At 67.6% G+C, this 18,330-nt stretch carries 16 protein-coding genes and 2 pseudogenes; 14 read left to right on the top strand and 4 right to left on the bottom strand.

All coding sequences use genetic code 11. The annotated features are described in order from the left end of the window. Positions 1 to 37 precede the first annotated feature (37 nt). A complete protein-coding gene (locus tag ND747_RS29610; RefSeq protein ID WP_251730980.1) occupies positions 38 to 2,545 on the top strand; it encodes a tetratricopeptide repeat protein in 2,508 nt (835 codons plus the stop codon). Between the two features lie 388 nt (positions 2,546 to 2,933). Here the strand turns inward: ND747_RS29610 and ND747_RS00940 are convergent, their stop codons facing one another. Together ND747_RS00940 and ND747_RS00935 are read right to left on the bottom strand one after the other, a co-directional pair. Then, the gene (locus ND747_RS00940; protein ID WP_251730979.1) at positions 2,934 to 3,146 is read right to left on the bottom strand and encodes a DUF397 domain-containing protein; all 213 of its coding nucleotides are present in this window, start codon (positions 3,144 to 3,146) and stop codon (positions 2,934 to 2,936) included. Then, complete coding sequence (locus ND747_RS00935; protein WP_251730978.1) at positions 3,143 to 4,012, bottom strand: helix-turn-helix transcriptional regulator; 870 nt, start codon at positions 4,010 to 4,012, stop codon at positions 3,143 to 3,145. The genes ND747_RS00940 and ND747_RS00935 overlap by 4 nt, the downstream gene beginning before the upstream one ends. Positions 4,013 to 4,214: 202 nt before the next feature. On the opposite strand from ND747_RS00935, the gene ND747_RS00930 reads away from it, so the two are divergent. From ND747_RS00930 to ND747_RS29085, 4 genes are all read left to right on the top strand, one after another. Further along, positions 4,215 to 4,508: a hypothetical protein gene (locus tag ND747_RS00930; RefSeq protein WP_251730977.1), complete on the top strand. Its 294-nt coding sequence runs from the start codon at positions 4,215 to 4,217 to the stop codon at positions 4,506 to 4,508. A gap of 49 nt (positions 4,509 to 4,557) precedes the next feature. Beyond that, a complete protein-coding gene (locus ND747_RS00925) occupies positions 4,558 to 5,163 on the top strand; it encodes an ATP-binding protein (protein WP_251730976.1) in 606 nt (201 codons plus the stop codon). Positions 5,164 to 5,177: 14 nt separating this feature from the next. Next, positions 5,178 to 5,678, top strand: coding sequence for a hypothetical protein (locus ND747_RS00920; RefSeq protein WP_251730975.1), 501 nt, complete (start codon positions 5,178 to 5,180; stop codon positions 5,676 to 5,678). A 107-nt stretch (positions 5,679 to 5,785) separates the two neighbouring features. After that, on the top strand, positions 5,786 to 5,908 hold the full coding sequence (locus tag ND747_RS29085; RefSeq protein ID WP_285899781.1) for a hypothetical protein: 123 nt from the start codon (positions 5,786 to 5,788) through the stop codon (positions 5,906 to 5,908). Positions 5,909 to 5,969: 61 nt separating this feature from the next. On the opposite strand, the gene ND747_RS00915 is transcribed toward ND747_RS29085, so the two are convergent. After that, entirely contained in the window at positions 5,970 to 6,605 is a 636-nt protein-coding gene (locus ND747_RS00915) for a hypothetical protein (RefSeq protein WP_251730974.1), read from the bottom strand. 789 nt (positions 6,606 to 7,394) lie between these two features. On the opposite strand from ND747_RS00915, the gene ND747_RS00910 reads away from it, so the two are divergent. From ND747_RS00910 to ND747_RS00890, 5 genes and pseudogenes are all read left to right on the top strand, one after another. Beyond that, entirely contained in the window at positions 7,395 to 7,739 is a 345-nt protein-coding gene (locus tag ND747_RS00910) for a hypothetical protein (RefSeq protein WP_251730973.1), read from the top strand. Positions 7,740 to 8,510: 771 nt separating this feature from the next. After that, positions 8,511 to 8,885, top strand: coding sequence for a hypothetical protein (locus ND747_RS00905; RefSeq protein WP_251730972.1), 375 nt, complete (start codon positions 8,511 to 8,513; stop codon positions 8,883 to 8,885). A 189-nt stretch (positions 8,886 to 9,074) separates the two neighbouring features. After that, positions 9,075 to 9,980 carry an SAM-dependent methyltransferase gene (locus tag ND747_RS00900; protein WP_251730971.1) on the top strand — a complete coding sequence of 302 codons (906 nt, stop codon included), beginning with the start codon at positions 9,075 to 9,077 and terminating at the stop codon, positions 9,978 to 9,980. 293 nt (positions 9,981 to 10,273) lie between these two features. Then, positions 10,274 to 10,765 (top strand): DUF2975 domain-containing protein, encoded by a 492-nt coding sequence (locus tag ND747_RS00895; RefSeq protein ID WP_251730970.1) that lies wholly within the window; start codon positions 10,274 to 10,276, stop codon positions 10,763 to 10,765. Next, a pseudogene (locus ND747_RS00890) lies at positions 10,765 to 10,980 on the top strand (helix-turn-helix domain-containing protein); the annotation flags it as partial. The gene ND747_RS00895 and the pseudogene ND747_RS00890, both read left to right, overlap by 1 nt. 327 nt (positions 10,981 to 11,307) lie before the next feature. Here ND747_RS00890 and ND747_RS00885 read toward each other — a convergent pair. After that, positions 11,308 to 11,727, bottom strand: a complete 420-nt coding sequence (locus ND747_RS00885; RefSeq protein WP_251730968.1) for a nuclear transport factor 2 family protein — start codon at positions 11,725 to 11,727, stop codon at positions 11,308 to 11,310. A 731-nt stretch (positions 11,728 to 12,458) separates the two neighbouring features. Between ND747_RS00885 and ND747_RS00880 the strand changes: the two genes are divergently transcribed. From ND747_RS00880 to ND747_RS00865, 4 genes and pseudogenes are all read left to right on the top strand, one after another. Next, positions 12,459 to 13,268 carry a hypothetical protein gene (locus ND747_RS00880; RefSeq protein WP_251731066.1) on the top strand — a complete coding sequence of 270 codons (810 nt, stop codon included), beginning with the start codon at positions 12,459 to 12,461 and terminating at the stop codon, positions 13,266 to 13,268. 1,002 nt (positions 13,269 to 14,270) lie between these two features. Next, positions 14,271 to 14,852, top strand: a complete 582-nt coding sequence (locus ND747_RS00875) for a hypothetical protein (protein WP_251730967.1) — start codon at positions 14,271 to 14,273, stop codon at positions 14,850 to 14,852. A gap of 1,351 nt (positions 14,853 to 16,203) precedes the next feature. Continuing rightward, entirely contained in the window at positions 16,204 to 16,590 is a 387-nt protein-coding gene (locus ND747_RS00870; RefSeq protein ID WP_251730966.1) for a hypothetical protein, read from the top strand. Beyond that, positions 16,587 to 17,891 (top strand): annotated as a pseudogene (locus ND747_RS00865) (recombinase family protein); the annotation flags it as partial. The gene ND747_RS00870 and the pseudogene ND747_RS00865, both read left to right, overlap by 4 nt. Between the last annotated feature and the right edge of the window lie 439 nt (positions 17,892 to 18,330).

Below are 18,330 nucleotides of genomic sequence, written 5' to 3'. Positions count from 1 at the left end.
CCCCACCGGATCTGCACCGGTATGGCTCGCATCCGCCGTGATCGTCGTCGACACCCCCGGGTTCAGTGAGGGCCGGCTGACCGCGGTACCGATCCGCCGGCTGTTGGACGATCCCGTGTTCCGGGACCTGATCCGCGCCGACGGCGGACGAGTCGACTGGGAATCGGTGGAACTCGCCGGACTACTCACTCCGCCGACGGCCACGGTGCCCCGGACACCGGCACAGTTGCTCCGCGCCGACGCTGAGATCATCGACCTACACGGCCGCGAAACCCTCCTCACCGAGTTCACAGACTGGTGCACCAGCGACTTTGACAGCGCGGTACGGCTGCTGGTCGGACCGGGAGGGCAGGGCAAAACTCGCTTCGCCCGCGCACTCACCGCCCGCATGCGCGCCCATGGATGGCTCGCCGGACTCGCCCGCCCCGACAGCGCTGGCCAGGTCGGGCGCCTCGCCACGCAGACACGGCCGGTGCTACTGGTCGTGGACTATGCCGAAACCCGCCAAGATCTCACCAGCGCCATTCTCAGCACCTTGGAAGCGCGGTCAAGTCGCGTTCCAGTGCGGCTGGTGCTGGTCGCCCGCGGAGGTGGGGACTGGTGGGACGACCTCTCTCTCCGCCACGCCCTCGCCGACGATGGGCAGATCATCCCCCTGCCGGCGGTGGAAATCACCGGACCTGACCGGACGAGCCTTTACACCGACGCTGCCAGCACGTTCGGTCGCCGGCTCACCGACCTCGATCCCGCCGTGGACTGGACCGAACGCGCCCGGCAGGTTGAGAGCGGGATACCGGGCCTGTCCGACCCTGGATACAGCTTGATCCTGGCCATACACATGGCCGCCCTCACCGCCATACTCGACCAACCCGGCACCAGCACGGACCGATCACCAGCACAAGTCGCGGACCGGCTGCTCCGTCACGAGAAGCGGTACTGGACCGACACCGCCCACACCCGCGGCATCCATCGATCCGCCGAGAGCCTGGAACAGGCCATCGCCGCGGCGACCCTCTGCGGCGCCACCAATCTGGCCGAGGCCACCGCGATACTCGCCCGCGTCCCGAGCTTTGCTGGGGATGACGGTGGCTCCCACGACCAGCGGATCAGGGCGGCACGCTGGCTCGCAGGGCTCTACCCACCATCGTCTGACCAGGCCGGGCAACTCTGGGGCGGGATCAGCCCCGACCGGCTTGCGGAACACTTCCTCGCCTGTCACCTCTCCAGCCACACCGGTGATCCCAAATTTGCCGAACAGACCATCGTCGGCGCATCAACCACACAGATCTACCAGGCGCTGACCGTCCTGAACCGTGCCGCACCCGCGCACCCCGAACTCACCGCCCTTCTAGCCACCCTGCTCACTGGCGACCCGACCACCCGCGCCCCGATCGCACTCCGGGTCGCGATCGAAGCAGCGGACCACCGGCCTACCGCCGACGCCCTAACCACCATCGCACCCCGCCTCGACCAGCCCACTCTCACCGCCATGATTGACAGTCTTCCGCGGTATAGCCTGCGTCTGCTCGACCTCGCTGCGACCCTGCAACACGTCCACACCACCCGGACACGCCACGGTGCACCCCACCACCCGAACCTTGCCGCCGCGTTGAACGACCTGTCGGTCCGGCTGGCCGATCTGGGGCGGTCCGAGGAAGCGCTGGCTGCGGTCGAGGAAGCCGTGGCGATCCGCCGTCGGCTTGCCGCCGACCGACCCGACACCTTCCTCCCCGACCTAGCAGTCTCACTGAGTAACCTGGCGAACCGGCTGGGGGACCTACGAGAGCCGGAAGTCGCCCTAGCCATCAATGAGGAAGCTGTCGCTACCTACCGGCGGCTCGTCGCCGACAGACCCATCGCTTTCCTTCCCGACCTTGCCGCCGTGTTGAACAACCTGGCGGTCCAACTAGGGAATCTAAGGCGCAGAGAAGAAGGCCTGGCTGCGATCGAGGAAGCCGTGGCGATCCGCCGTCGGCTTGCCGCCGACCGACCCGACATCTTCCTCCCCAACCTCGCCACCTCGCTAAACAACCTAGCGGCAGCCCTGGGAGATCTGGGTCGCCATGACGAAGCGCTGGCTGCGATCGAGGAAGCCGTGGCGATCCGCCGTCGGCTTGCCGCCGACCGACCCGACACCTTCCTCCCCGACCTAGCAATCTCACTGAATAACCTGGCGATACGGCTGGGGGACCTAAGGCGCAGGGAAGACGCATTGGCTGCAATCCAAGATGCCGTCGCTACCTACCGGCGACTCGCCGCTGACCGGCCTGACACGTTCCTCGCGAATCTTGCCGGCTCGCTAAATAACCTGACCATCGATCTGGGGGATCTGGGACGGCCCGAGGAAGCTCTAGCCACTATCCAGGAAGCTGTTGTTGCCTACCGCCGGCTGGCGGCTGACCGACCCGACGCCTTCCTCCCCAACCTCGCCACGGCGCTGAATAACCTGGCGGACCTACTCCGCGCGACGGGCCGACACGCCGAAGCAAAGACTATCGATCATGAACGAGGCGCCCTGTCGAAGGTCAAAAACGATCAATCGTGACGCGATCACGATCTCTCCTTGATTGCTATTCGGAACTGTCCAGCTCGGCCTGTGGTGATGAGCGACCCTTGGCTCGGTCCGGTAGTCCGGCGGAAGGACGCGGTGGTCGCGATCGAGGAAGCCGTAGCAATCCGCTGGCGGCTGGCCACTGACCGGCCCGATGCCTTCCTTCCCGATTTCGCCAGCGCGCTGAACAGCCAGTCGGATCTATCGTTGGATCGACCCGGAGACGCCCGGCGAGAGGTAAACGTCGAGGTCAGCCAATGGTCTATGAGCGACCCTTGGCCGGCCCCACCCCCTGGGGCAGCGGGGCCTCGACTCCGTCCCCACGACACGATCGAGGGACCCGCGCAGGCGTTCGGAGCCCAGGAACACAACTGCGTCTGCGCTATTGGTCGAACTCGCCGTCCTGTGCGCCGGCGAGGAAGGCGGCCCATTCGGCGGGTGTGAAGTGCAGGGCCGGTCCGTCTGGGTTCTTGGAGTCGCGGACGGCTCGGCCGCCGTCGGGGAGAGTGGCGACCTCGACGCAGTTGCCGCCGGTGCCGCCGGAGTAGCTGCTCTTGCGCCAGTTCAGTGGGGCGTCCGCACCGTGGGTGGTCATCGCTGTAGGTCCTCACGTGCCGCTTTGATGATCGAGAGGGTGTTGGGGGTGGGTGCGAGGGCGGAGCTGCGGAGCTGGTTCATCCAGGCTTCGTAGCGTCGGACCTCGGCCTGTTTCTCCAGGTAGAGGCTGCCCGTGGGAGCTTCGATGTAGACCGTCTCGGAAGCTCCGCCGGTGTCAGGGAAGCCCAGGATCGTGAAGCTTGCGATCATGCCGGCGTGGGCGCCCGCGGTGAACGGCACGACCTGGATCGTCACCGCGGGTTGCTCCGCCGCCTCGATCAGCCGGTCCAGCTGCCGGGTCATGACGGTGGGGCTTCCGACGTGCCGGCGGATCACGGCCTCGTCGAGGATCGCCCACAGCTGCACGGGCTGGTCTCCGGTGAGGATCTTCTGCCGGTTCATCCGGACTTCCACGGCCCGGTCGACCTCGTGGGCGGGCAGCTCCGGTGAGGCGGCGCGGATGACCGCGCGGGCGTAGTCCTCGGTCTGGAGCAGGCCGGGGACGAGCAGGCTCTCGAAGGTCGTGATCGTGGAGGCCTCGGCTTCCAGGCCGATGTAGACCTGGAACCAGCGGGGTACGAGATCGCCGTAGGAGTGCCACCAGGCGGGCCTGCGGTTCTCTTTCACCAGCGCCAGCAGGGCTTGGCGCTGCTCGGCGTCGGTGACGCCGTAGAGGTCGAGCAGGTCCGAGACGTTACGTAGGACGAACCGGAACTGGCCGGTCTCCATCCGGCTGATCGTCGGCCCGCTGCGGTGGATGTGTTCCCCGGCCTGGTCGACGGTCAGTTCCTTGGCCTCCCGTAGGCGGCGCAGCTCCGCGCCCAGGCGCCGGCGCCGCACGGTAGGGCCTGGTGTGCTCGGCATCGCCCTCCCTTCTCCCGGTAGCAGTCTGCCAGCCCCTGTCTCGGGCCGATCAACGCTGACTCACGTATCTGCCATACGTACTTGCGTATGAGAGTTCCGCGGGTGCATTCTGCCAGTACCCCAGCGCCGCCCATGACGGCGCTGGGGTGCGGAACGAAGGGCACGCCAGGAGATCGTTTCCGGTCGGCAAGGGGGCAGGGCCATGGAGGAACACCGGTACGTGGTGTGGGACGCGGAGGGACGGCCGCTGGGCGCGTTCGGCAACTTTGACACCGCCCACGAGTGGGCGCACCGGCGCCTGCGGCAGGCGCTGACCCGCCTTCCCCTGACCGTGGATGACCGGGTGGCGAAGGTCAGCCGCCGTCTGTCGCAGGCGCGCTGCGAGCTGGTCGCGTGGGTAGAGTTCGCCGTTCTCCCGGGCTGCGACCTGTCCAGCCTGGCCCAGGGCGTGGGGGACTCGTCGCATTGCCTGCCCGCGCGACCCACACGCGGATGAGCGCCACGATCACCAGTCGCCGCACGCGCAGTGCTGCGCGGGGATCGGCATGACCGGGGGCGCCTCCTCCGCGATCCGGGTGGCGGTGGCGCACTTCCCGTCCACGACCGCCGCTGTCCCCAGGGTGCGCAGGAGCACCGTGCACATGCTCACCACGTGGTCCGTGGACCCGGACGCCGTCAGCGTCGCTGAGGTCGTCGTCTGCGAGCTGGCCTCGAACGCCGCGAAGGCGAGCCACCCGGACGACGTCATGGCCATACGGCTCACCGCGACCAGCGGAAGCATCCTGATCGAGGTGTGGGACAGCAACGACGCCGGCCCCCGCATCACCGACCCGGACACCGACAGCGAGGACGGCCGGGGCCTGCTCATGGTCGGCGCGCTGAGCAGCCGATGGTCGTGGTACCGCGCCAAGACCCAGGGCAAGGTCGTGTGGGCGGAGATCTCTAGCGGCCTGGTGCCGGAGCCAGCGGCCATGGTTACAGCGATGCCGACCCGAACACCGACCGTCGGGCCGGAGCCCACGGAGCCGATCGCCTACCGCACCGACCCGGAAACCCTGCGGCGGGTCGCCGATGCGCTGCGCGGACTGGACCGCTGGCACCGCCCCCGTCCACCCGAATCTGTCGCGCACCGCATCAGTGTCAGGACCTGACCGGGAGGGCGGCCATGAGGAAAGCCAGCCTGAAGGCGGAACAGAAGGATCTACGCGATCGCATGCTGGACGCGGGGTCAACATCCGCGGAGATCGCGGGAGAGTTCATCCGCCGCTACCGCTTCCGTCCCCGCGCAGCGTTCCGCCACGCCCACGGATGGACGCTCCTCCGCGCTGCGGAGCACATCAACGATCACGCGGCCATCCTGGACATCGATACCGACGGCAGAGCGACTATGACCGGTCCCCACCTCTGTGAGCTGGAGCACTGGCCCCACCCGGCCGAACGGCGGCGGCTCACCCCGCAGGTTCTCGCGCTGCTCGCAGCCACCTACGGGACAGACGTGCACAGCCTGCTCGACGTCCACGACCGCGCCTGCCTCCGGCCCGCAGACAGGCTGGTGATCGACTCGATGCGGAGCAGTAGTGTCGGCCACTTGCGCCTGCGGCTTGCAGATAGAGTGAGTGGCTGCGATCCCGCCTGTGCGGACGCGTCATCCCCGGCCTTCAGCTGACATGGTGCCGCTTCGGCCAGGGCAACTGGCTGAGCTGTCGGCGGGGGCTGGGGACCTCGATGGGCTACGCGTCTGTTCTGACGCCGATGATGAGGTGACTGGGCTGGTTGGCCAAGCAGCTGATTGAGGTCGGCGGCGACGGTTTACGTATCGAATTCAGGCTGGACGCGGGGAGGTCCAGCACGCAGTCGCTGCTGGTGAATCCGGGGCGCGAACAGGATCGGAGCTAGAGTCCGCTGTTCCCTAGCCTCCTGGCCCGATCGGCCCCGGCCCCACCGCTCGCCGTCAGGCTTAGCAAGCTGGCGCTACCTGATCGGAGGTATTCGTGAAGATGAATGCATCGCTTGCGAAGCCTTGGTGGCCGTCAGGGGTGGTGACGTAGTCCCATAGATCAGTTCTACCGTACGGGCCGGTAACCGCTGGACCGCGTACCTGGCAACCGATGGTCAGCATCGTCTGCTCGGGTATCACAACTAGGAGTTTTCCGCTCCCAGGTCCGCTGTTCAGCCACAGGCCGGCGCCGCCGGTCCACGATACTGGCGCCTGGATGACGGAAGGTCCGACTGCGGGAAGCTCAGCGGGAGATGGTTCGGCCTGGCCGCTGTGCTCCACAACCTTCCTTACGAAAAGGAAGAACTGTACTTCTCGGGGAAGTTTAACGCGGAATTTTATGATCTTTGTGTAGGGATTTCCGACGATCTGCGCGGCACCTATCTCGGCTGCATCCCTGAGCGGAGCGCAAGTCCAGTCGTCCCACCCGAAGAACCGTCGAATTTTATCGTTGACGCGTCCCTGGCCGTCGCCGAGAAAGCTGCCGAGGTTGAGACCATCCCGATCGGGATCGTAGGTCCGGTAGCCGCAGACAGTTTCCTCGTCGGCCCTCGCGACACCGGGGGTCACGAAGAGGGTGACAGCCGTCAGTCCCATGACCAAGACTGCGATAAGGGCGGCGTGGGTTGTCGGCCTAGGGTGGCCTGATCCTACTGAATATGTTCTCAACTACATCCCTTCCTCTTTAGGAACCACTAAAGATTGATCATTAAAATGATTTGACATTGCTTATCTTGATGGCGCACTAGGCTCATTCGATCGGGGTGCTGTCGATGATCTGGTGGCGCAAGCGGCTGATCGGGAGTGTATGTCGGCCCGAATCCATGGTTTTCGGCGTGTCGGATTGCCGTCATGGATGCCGGCGCGTGATCCTGGCCATCAGGAAACGGTCGAGCTAGCATTTTCCTGGACAATGAGACGCAGTCGGAGGGCCCGTCTCCTCCTGCGGTCGTCGCATCCGACAGCATCGAGGCGGCATTCCGAGACTTAACGAGCCCAGCCGACACCCGGCTCGGTGCGTGCACGATGCGGCCGTCGTGCCGGTTCAACTTCGCCCTCGGGTCCGGAGGCTGCTTCCCGGTACGGCGGCCTTGGTCCCAGCCCGCTCCGCTTCTCGCAGCCGCTGCACTGGTTAACTCCCCGAAGGGCCGCCCCAAGTTCGCCACGTGCCAGCAGTCGCCTAGTTCATTTGGTCTACGTGAATGGCCCGTACGGTCTATCTGTCATCGGGTCAAAATGGGCTGAAAGTGTCAAATCATGCTGGCCGGCCGTTCCGACTCCAAAGTTAGAACGAGACGAGTCCGACATCGTGCGGTACGTATGGGTAGAGACGGTCCGCAGTCGCTGTGCCACGGGCCGACGCCACGACCGCGCGAGGTGGACGCGATGGAAGGTCGCAACAGCTCTCGGTATCAGAACCGACCAGGCCGGACGATCATAATCAGTGGCTTGGCGGCCGTCGCACTGGTGGCTGCCGTCACGGGCTGCGGCTCCGATGGCGATTCCGCGCCGCCTCCACCCCCGACGCCGTCCAGCACACCAGCGCCATCCCCAACACCGGCGTCGGCCGCGGCCGACGCCGAGCGGCAAGCGATCGATGCCTACGTCAGCTTGTGGAACGCGATGGCGGAAGCCAGCCAGACCTCGAACTGGCAGTCTCCGGAGCTGGGGCGCTACGCCTCGGGCTCGGCCCTGCAGGTGCTGTCCGGCAGCCTGTCAGTACCGCACTGACGGCAGCCTGGTCGACGACGAACCGGGCGGTCGGCGGGCGGTGACCTCCGAGGTGCGTCTCCACCAGGACGGGTCGTGGAAGGTCACCCGGTTCGCGGTCGAAGGCCTCGGATCATGCTGAGGTCATGGCGTTCGGCGGCCGTGGCCGCGACATCCCTGGCTCTGGTAGCCGTGTCCGCGGTTCCGGCGCTCGCGCGGGATCCTTACGCGTTCACGACGTGCGCGCAGAACCCGCATCCTGGATGTGAGCTTGGCGCGGGCCAGGGAGCGGAGCCCGCCGCCCCGCCCCGCCAGGAAACGCCGCAGGCGCCCGACCGCGGCACTCCATCGCCAGACGGCGGTAGGCGCACCCGTCCGCCGGGTGACACCTCGCTCGATCCATCAGAACTCGCCCGCTGCTCCTACGTACGCAGCGCCTTCCAGCCGCCCTCCGACGCGACCCAGCCGGTGCTGTTCCAGACCGTGCCGCACCGTGACGGCCCACGCATCGTGACCGCACTGGGCCACCCCGGAGGTCTCCGTGTGCAGCTGGCCGCGACCGTTCCGGACGGGCAGCCCGGGGCCTGGTACGTATACCAGTGCCAGACCCAGGGCGTGCGAGACGCGCTGTATCGACCTCCGGTGTGGATCGCAGATGGGCAGGGAGGGCCGGCCGATGCTGCCCCGGATCCAGTGGCGCTCGCGGAGCAGGCCCGGAACCAGTTGCATCTGCGGGGGCCGGCGATTGGGCTGAGTCCGACGGGCCGGCAGTTGATCCGCCTGCCGACGTGGATGTGGCTGGATCCGGCCGGCTGGAATCCGGCCTCCGCGACGGCCGCCGCCGGCGGCGTCTCCGTCACCGCCACGGCCATGCCTGTCGGCGTGGTGTGGACGATGGGTGACGGCTCCGAGGTTCGCTGTGCCGGGCCGGGCACCCCGTACCGCGCCGATGCTGATCCGAAGGCGTCATCGCCGGACTGCGGCCACACCTACCAGCATGTGTCGGAAGATCAGCCGGGCGGGACGTTCCCCGTGACCGCCACAGTGACCTGGAATGTGACCTGGGCCGGCGCCGGTCAGACCGGAGCGTTCGAGGGCCTGACCACGGTCTCGACGGTCCAGGTCGAGGTGATCTCCATTCCCGCGTTGATCACCGGGGGCGGATGACCAAAGCCCTTTGCTGGGTCGGGTCCTGGTGGCCGCTATCGCTTGGTCCTGTCGACGGCGTCCGCCCAGGAAGGAGTTCGGGGCCGTGGTGGTCGGCGGCCAGTGGAGGTGGGTCCCAGGCCTGGGATGGGATCATCCCAGGTCACGGCCAGCCTCCTGTTGGCTCCCCACAGTGAAGGGAAACACGGCATGGCAGAGCAGCGGACCTGGGACATTGTCACCGGTCCCGGCATCACGGCCCTCGGTATAGCCGCATCTCGGAGCGTGGAGTCGTCGATGCCCGACGCGCTCATCGACGACCCGTTCGGGGCCGTGTTCCTGGGCGCGGTGGACTCGCCGGTTCCGTTCCCACTGCGCTGGCCCGCCGAGGGTGAACCGGTGAGTGACCAGCACAGACTGTCCCTACATACCTCCCGCTTCATCGGCGTGCGCTCGCGGTTCTACGACGACGTCATCCTGGACGCGGTCCGCGACGGAGCTGGCCAGGTCGTTCTGCTTGCCGCGGGCCTGGACACGCGGGCGTTCAGACTGCCCTGGCCGTCCGACGTCACCCTCTACGAACTGGACCAGCCGGGGGTGCTCGCCTTCAAGAACGACGTGCTGCGCGGCAGCCGGACTGCGCCTGGCTGCCGGCGTGTCGCGGTCGGCACCGACCTGCGCGAGGACTGGGTGGGCGCGCTCACCGCGGCAGGGTTTCTCCCGACGGTGCCGACCGTGTGGGTTGCGGAGGGTCTGCTCGGCTACCTTCCTGCCACCGCCGAGGAACACCTGCTGCGAAAGATCCACCAGCTGTCCGCCGTCGGCAGCCGCCTCGCGCTGGACCGCTTCGCGGACCTGGACCGTCTGGCCTCCGACACCGCGACGCTGGAGCAGCTCAGCCGCCGGTCCGGTATCGAGGCGCGATCGCTGTTCAACACCGAGCCCCGTCCGCACCCGGCCCAGTGGCTGTACCCGAACGGCTGGACCGTCCGCGAGGACGACGACACCGAGATCGCCGACCGTTACGGCCGCGACCTGACCGACCCGTTCACCGGACAGACCACCCGGCCCTGGCTCGACACGCGCTTCCTCACCGCCGAACTCGGCCGCGGGTAAAGGTGTTCTGCGGCATCGACTGGTCGGCACACCACCACCACCACCACCACGACGGACCGGGTGCGGGTCGCTGAGGTCACGAACGGCTGATCGGATGTCGCGCCACCGGGCGCTGCCATGAGTGTGCCGCGTTCTCCCTCCCCCGGGCCGAGAGCTGGCCGCCGCAAGCGCGGGGAGACAGGGTGGCGGCGTCTCGCTGCGGCGCGAAACCGTCGTCTGCCCTCCGTCCCAGCCTTTGCCTGGCCTATCGATATTCGATAGATTCCCATCGTGAATCGATGGAAGGATGGGTCATGGGACGGCTGACGGTGGGGGCGCTGCGCGCTGTGCTCGTGGTGGTGCTCGCAGGCACCGTGTTCGTACAGGCGGGGATGGTGTGGGCGTTGGTCAGCGGGAGCGACCCGGAGGACGGGTCGCTCCCGCTGACCCCGCTGCGCGTGATCACGATCCTGGGCATGGTGTCGGTCCAGGTTGTGCTGCTCTGTGTGGGGCGGCTGGTGACGATGGTGCGGCGCGGAACGGTGTTCTCCCGCGCCGCCTTCCGGTACGTGGACGTCGTGATCGGTGCGATCGTGGCGGCTGCCCTCGTGTGGTTCGCGGTCACGGTTCTCAATGCGCCGGGTCAGCGGGACGACCCGGGCGTCACCGTCATCATGGGCGGGGTCGGCTTGGCCGTCCTGGGGGTCGCGCTCCTCGTGCTCGTGCTGCGGATGCTGCTTGCCCAGGCCGTTGCTCGTGATGTCGAGGCGTCGCAGTTGCAGGCCGAGCTGGACGAGGTGATCTGATGCCGATCGCCGTCGACATCGACGTGATGCTGGCCAGGCGGAAGATGTCCGTGGGCGAGCTCGCGGACCGCGTGGGGATCACTCCCGCCAACCTGGCGGTACTCAAGAACGGCCGCGCCAGGGCGGTGCGCTTCGCGACCCTCGCCGCGCTCTGCGAGGTGCTCGACTGCCAGCCGGGCGACCTGCTGCGCTGGGAGCCCGAGGACGCCGCGGGCGCAAGCGCCAGCGGAACAGCCGGACAACCGCTGCCCCAGCTGGCGATCGCTGGCACGCCAGCAGACTGCGCAGCAGGAGCGCTGCGAGACCGTGACCAGCGAACCTCGCCAAGTAGGCCGGATCGGCACGCCAGCTCCTGACCAACTACAGCGGCGGCCCGCCGGTAGATCCGTCTCCTCCGAGCTGGCATGCCGCGGTTGTTGGCCAGTGCCAGCGCCGCCGGACGCGGCCGTTGTTGGCCAACGCGGCGATTGGCCCATGAGCGTGCCCGCGGACGTCGGAGGCCGTGAACCCGGCCAGGCGGACGGGTCTGATCGGGAGCGCGGTCAAGCCTCCTGCCGCCAGAGCGGTGTGACCTCAACGCGGGTGAGCCGCCACCCGTCTTGGGCGCGGAGCGCCTGGAACGCGAAACGCAGGCCGACGAGCCTCAAGAGCGGGGGAAAGACCTGTCTCGACGGGAAGTACGCGACAAGCTCATTCGCCGTCATAGTGGCGCGGTCCCCGTCAAGCTCGACGAGCACGTCGGTGATCAGATGCTGAGAGTTCTCGTTGTCGTCGCTGGTGCGCCGCGAATAGTCGAGTATGTCGTCGATCCCCGTGGCGCCGCCGCGAGCGCTGTGGATGATGGCGTCCTCGTGGAAGATCGCGCGCCCCTCCTTGTCGTCGCCGGTGTCCAGCCAGCGCCCAAGCTGACCGACCAGGGCGGCAAGTTCTGCTCGGTCGGTGATGTCCCTCAGATGAGGCACGGTGCTCCTCAGTGCTCCTGCGCCGAACGGCCGTCGTTGACAAGGTGTGGGGCCGATAAGACCGCTCGACCCTGCGACGGTCAGGCTAAGAGTTCAAGTCCGCTTGAGGTCAACTCCTTCGTCGGCCTGCTACCGGCATCTCCCGGCGCTTCCGCAGGCTGGCCAACTATCCCGGCTGTTGACCATCTACTGGTCAACCATCACGACGGGTGGCCATCTACCCCCGATCGCTACACGCCCATCGGAGAGCCCGTCCGGTAGCCCATCCGGTACGCATCCCGGTCTCCCATTTGATGAGCTACTCTGCCGTCGAGGACTCGTGCAGGTCGGCGTCCTGCTGGCACCGCCCAAGAACAGCCCGACTGGTACCCCCCGGGTACCGGGAGATAGTCGGGACGGCGGCGGGAAGGTGACGGAGAGTGGCCCGCGAGCCGGCCATAGAGCCCCTTTTCTGGGCAGCCTCAATCCATCGAAATCATTCGCATTTCACCTCCCCTGTATTTGTTGTTTCTTTGACGCTGACCGTCGGGGTTAGCTCTTCCATTTTCTTTTTCTGTGTCGCGATTTAAAGGGGCCTCCGACCTGCAGGAACGTTGTCGGGGAAATCTTCGGAGAATCCAAGAAAGGCTGTCTCGGGGTATTGATTTCCGCTGGAGTGGGAGGGATTATTGGTTATCGGCGCGTTGCGTCCGGCGTGCGGCGCTAAACCCCCTTCTTGTGTGGAGTCTTCCATGTCGAATTCCTTCATTTCCTCGTTCTTCTCTCGGGACATTCCTTCCGTTGTTGCCGAGGCGGTCACGGCGGAGGACATGGCGCGGGTCACCGAAGCGGACTGGGTCGCGATCGTCGAGCACGCGCACCGGTACTGCTGGAAGGCGGACTCGGCCCGGTCCCGCAAGCGCGCTGACCGCTCGGCCACGATCGCCCGGGACGGACGCGGGATCTACGGCAGTGACGATGTGTCCGACGACATCGCCCAGGACGCAGTCCTGATCTTCGCCCGCCGGTTCGGAATGATCATTCGTGGGTGTGTGGTCGCCTCGGTCGACGTGGCCACCCGTGAACCCGACCAGTGGCGGTACCAGCCGAGGAACGGAGAGATGTTCCTCGTGGACCGTGCCCTGATCCGCCAGTGGGCCGTTGGGGACGCTGCCAAGCGTAACGGTTACCGTCCCGGCAAGCCAGAAGCGGCCACGCCGGACGTGGCGGAGCAGCAGGCGAAGCATCTGGCCGCGTCTACCTTCCTCGCGGCCATGTCGGAAGTGATCTTCGATGCGGCGTGGGGAGACGGACGTGAGTTCCCGACCCTGCAGAAGGTCATGGACGTGGCGAACCAGGACGATGACCTTGGACGCACCGGCATGTTCGCGACCGTCGCCCAACAGACCTACGGCGGCAAGTACGGATCACGTCGCTCCGTGATCAAAGTCCGGGACGCTGCCCACGCGGAAGCGCGCGAACTCACCGAACGTTGTGACGCGATCCGCGACGAACTGACCCACCGTGACCAGGCGAGGAAGCGTCTTACCGCCGACGACTGACACAGCCGCTACCCCCAACGGAGCCTCCGAGCGTCATGCTCGGAGGCTCCTTCCTGTTCAATCCCCTCAATCCCCTCGGTGGCCTCGGTGGCCTCGGTGGCCTCGGTGGCCTCGGTGGCCTCGGTGGCCTCGCCATAGTGCCAGTTCTGCCGGTCCCCGCTCGTGTGTTGGGCCTTGGTCGCGTGACTCGCCGTCCTTGCTGCTTCTGGCGGCTTCGCTGGTCGGACCGGCCTCAACGGCTCGTGCTGGTCTCATCAGGTCCTACGGGCCTCGCCGAGTCCCTGCCCGTCCCCGCGGTCTCTGGCCTGTCCGCCTGCGGCTCGGCACCGAGCGGCGCCGGGCCGGTCTCGCCGACCCGAATTGGTCTCGTCCCCGTGGGGCCTGCCTACCTGTGCCGATACCGGTCTTCATCTGCCGGTCCTGTGTCCGCGCTGTTCTCGCCGGCTGCAGCGAGCCCATCCCCCTACCCACCCACCTGCCTGCCGACATGCCCGCCCGTCCACCTACCTGCCCGCCCATTCCGCCGGATGCGCGGAGTGGCGACGCGTTGGCACCGCGTGGGCTCCCGCTGGCTGCGCGCGATGTTCTGAACGCCCGGGTTCTGCTGGTCCGAGCTGGCCTCGCTGGCGGCGACCCGCGCTTTCGCCTCGCCGGCCTTGCTGAACCTGCCGGCTCTGAGCGTTACCTGTCGTGCCGGGCGGGCCGTTCCCGATGGTCTTGGTCGGTTCCGTCCGCTGGCGGGCGGAGCTCGGTCGGATCGCCGACCGGACCCGGTCCGGGTCCGGACCCGGACCCGGACCTTGGGAATGGGCGGGTTCGTGCCCTTGCGGACGGTCGGGGTGATCCTTGCCCTGTTTCATGGATAGACGGGCGATCGTCGGACCGGGTCGGCCGGTCGGCGCGTCTCAGGGGGAACGGTCGGACTCCGAACGCGCCGGAGCCCAGATCTGCCTATCTGGCGTCTTCGAGGTCGCTGCGGCTGTTCCCGCTCATGGTGGCACCATGGCTGCCATGCGTCTGGGCACCGCTGATCATTTCGGCTGGGCCGTAGCTGTCACGGCGACGGGGGATCATCGGGTCGTGGACCGCCGGCGGATCGAGCTGATCGAACCAGGCCTGCCAGTGGCGCCGATCCACCATGCCGGCGGTCCTCACCAGCTCCACCGGTCGGGGGAGCGGCTCAGCGACACCGAACTCGCGGCGCTGGTGGCCGATGTCCGTGCCTGCGTGGTCCGGGCCGCTTCGGCGGCCTTCGAGGAGCTGGCCGCAGTGTTGTCCGCACCGATCAGCTCGCTCTCGCTGCGGACCTGGCCGGCTGGCTTCCCGGCCGACATCGCCGTACAACGACGCGTCCCGTACGAGAGCCGTGCCGACGCCATCATGTACCGGCAGGTGCTGGCCGACGTGGCGCGGAACCGCGGCTGGGCGATCCATCTCTATGACCCGAAAACCGTTGAGGCTGAGGCGGCCCGCCTCCTAGGCAAGCGCGCGGATGAGGTGCTGCGCGGACCACGGGCAATGCTGGGGCTGCCCTGGGCGAAGGATCACCGGGTCGCCCTTGCGGCCACGATCGTGGCCGCGTGATCCCACCTCTGCTCTGAGGCCCGGTCGGTTTCTGCAGGTGCCAGCGGAGCCTGCCACGGAGGGCCGCTGACGGTGTGCCCAGCGGTCTCCTGTGCATGCTCGCGAATCACAGCGTTGCAGGTCAGAGGTCCGATGGTGATCGGATCCTGCCGCCGGCGTACGGCTGCGGGCCGGACGGGTGGGGAGCGGCTGCACGGGTCGGCTGTGCTCGGTTGACTGCCCAGCGATCTTGCTGGGCAGGATGTGGTAGATCGTGCTGGCTTTTCGCTGGGCACGGTGTGGTGCGCTAGGCCCGTCCGAATCCCGAGGCATCGGAAAGGACGGCCGCCATGCCCGCGAAACGATCTCCCTTGTGTGCGCGAACGGCTGACGCCAGGCAGCGCGCGCCGCGTTGGCGACTTCCCGAGGCTGCTCCCGCCGGTCGCTTCCAACATCCCTACTCCTGGGGCGGCGCACCCGTCTCGATCGTCACGCGGGCAGGCCGCGCGAGGCCCGATCCGCCTGCCGGCCGGGCCGATGGTCGCCCATGGCGCGACGTGGTGATCTTCGTCGGTCGCTCCCCGAGGGCCGGAGCTGCCAGCGACGGCGACGGGCGCTTGTGATCTTCGCGATGGAGGTTGTCGCGTTGTTCGGCGATCATCATCCGATTGGACTAGTCAATGGCACCACTTTTCCCTGTGGACGCACGTCGGACCATATTTTGATCTCTAATCCTGGCGGTCCGGTGGGTGGGCCCCATTCCTACTAGTCGGGGAGTGGGGGCGGTGCTTTTCGGCGGTCCTCCGAGCCAATTCTCTTCCGTCGCCCATCGGACAACTCTTCAACAACTTTGGAGATCAACTGTCCGAAGTGGGCCTGAAAACCGGATTCCTATATAGCGGCGTTTCGCGCCGCACGGAAGGAGGCCCGCCTCGTGACCGACCAGGCCCACACGAACCCCGACCGTCCCGGCTCTCCCCGCCCGCTGCGTCCGGTAACCCCTGCAGCACAGCAGCCAGACGGACCGCATCCCGCACCCGCGCCCTCGGGACCACCGGCGGTTCCCGCCGATCCGCCTCGCCCTGGCACGGCGGCGGGGGAGGAGTCCGGGTCCGGACCCGGCTCTATTCCTGGACCTTCCTCGAACTCTCCGGCGGGTGGGAATCCGCATCCAGCTCAGACGGTGCTGTGTCCGCGGTCAATTCCCGGATCGGAGTATTTTCCGTGCTTCGCGGGTTCCCTTCCGGCCCGTCCGGGTGTTACTGTTTCTGTCAATGAGCCGGATACTGCCCCGTGCCCTGCTGGGAGCGGCTGCCCGATCTTGGCCTCCTCTGCCTCTGTCTGGTCCTTTCCTTCGGCGCCTGGAGGCTCTATGACGGCTGCCCGTCCCACCGGTCCCATCGACAACCCGGACGCCGACGGCGACGGGCCGCCGATCGCCCAGCGCGACCCTGGCCACCCTGGCCAGATCGGGCAGCCCTCCGCTGCGGGCGGCGCCCCGGCCGCAGAAGATCCCCACGGGTCAATGGGGGAGAAAACGGAGGCGGAGGACGCGGGAGTCGTCGCGCTGCGAGCCCCTTCGGAAGGCGGACGGGGACGGCCGGGCCGGCGGTGGGTATTTCACGGCGAGGTCGAGACGATCAGTGGCCCGGGGGCCGCCCGGCTCCGGGCGGAGCTCGTGGGCGCGATCCGGGACCTGCTGCTCTGGGACGCCGGCGAGGCCACCGGCAACAGTGGATCAGATGAGGAGGCAGCATGAACGATCCTGGCCGACCGTCCCGGACGGCCGGGCGGGACCGTCCGGGACCCGGGCCGGCGAGCCGGGCGGCGGATCCGGCGAACCCGGCGCTGCGCGGGTTGTCGGATCTGGCGGTGTCGCCGTTCGCGTTGCCGCTGGCGGGGTTGGATCGGGAGATCCGGGTCGCGTTCGCCGGGCGGACCTCGACCGAGGAGCAGCAGGACCCCCGCCAGTCGTTGATCCGCCAGCTGGACCGGTCGAAGTCCGCCCTGCCGGAGTCGTGGGTGATCGTCGCGCACTTCTACGACGTGGAGTCGGGCCGCAAGGAACTCGATCAGCGCGGCCACGGGGCCGACGTGTCCCGGTTCGACATCCCGATCCCCCGCGACGGTGGCATCGACGACCTGCTGGCCGAGGCGGATCATCCGAACTGCCGGTTCGATGCGGTGATCTGCGAGTCGATGTCGCGGATCGCCCGGCGAATGTACGAGAACCTCGCGATCGAACGCCGGCTCGAACAGGCCGGCGTGGCGCTGCTGGCGTGGAACGAACCGATCAAGGTCGACGGGCCGCGGGCCTCCGCGATCCTGCAACGGCGGATCAACCAGTCGGTCGCCGAGTACGAGGTCTGGAACACCCTCGAAAGTAGCTGGGGTGGGCTGTGCACCCATGTCCGCGACGGCTGGAACATCGGCAAACCGCCCTACGGCTACCGGCCGAAGAGCTACCGGCACCCGAACTCGATAAAAGCCGACCGGGGGGCGACCAAGACCCGCCTCGAACCCGACGGGGCACGCGGGGAGACAGTCACGCAGATCGCGCACTGGCGCTACTACCGCAAACTTGGCTATGGCGAGATCGCCGAGCAGCTCAACGCCGACCTGGAGCGCTACCCCCCACCCGAGCCGCCCGGTGGGGCCCGCCGGGCACGAGGGGCATGGTCGAAGTCCACGGTGGCCGATCTGCTGCGTAACCCGAAATACACCGGCTATCAGGTGTTCAACCGGCGGGCGACCCGGTCCCGGCATGGGGCGGTCAACGGGCCGGAGAAGTGGGTGTGGTCATCCGAACCCGTCCACGAACCCTTGATCCCGAAGTGGATGTTCGACGAGTTCAACGCCAACCGGCAGACCCGACGCGGCTCCCGCGAGCACAACGAACTCAACCGCCACCCCGCGACCAAACGGACCTACGTGTTCCGGGGCATGATCCACTGCACCTGCGGGCGGCGGATGTTCGGAACCGTCCGCGATCCCAGCGCACCTGTCTGGTACAAGTGCTGGCCCCGAGCGAACAACCGGGGCCGTGACGACAAGTTCGTCGGACACCCCAAGAGCGTCCGTATCCGCGAAGACGTCCTTGAAGCCGCGATCGCCGACTTCTACGCCGAACGCGTCTTCGGGCGCGACAGGATCGCCCTCCTGAACGCCGAACTCGCGACCTACGATGACCGCGCCGAGCGGGAACGAGCAGCCGAGCGAGGCCGACTCCAGAAGAAGATCGACGAGCTTGATCGCAGGCAGGGCAACCTGCTCCGCCAGGCGCAGGACGGCGACCCCGACGACCCGTTCACCCAGGGACTGCGCAGTAGCTACAACCAGCTCGACGCAGAGCGTAAGACCGCCCTCGGGAAGATCAAGGATCTCGACGCGGCGGACGAAACCGAACCCGACCGGCCAGGCCAAGACAGCCTCGCCCTCCTCGACGCCCTGCCGGAGCTGCACCTCAAGCTCCGCCAGGCGCCGGAAGCGTTGCAGCGAC

Source organism: Frankia sp. R82, from assembly GCF_023716925.1.
Classification (GTDB): domain Bacteria; phylum Actinomycetota; class Actinomycetes; order Frankiales; family Frankiaceae; genus Frankia.
This window is presented reverse-complemented; position numbering and strand designations above follow the sequence as displayed.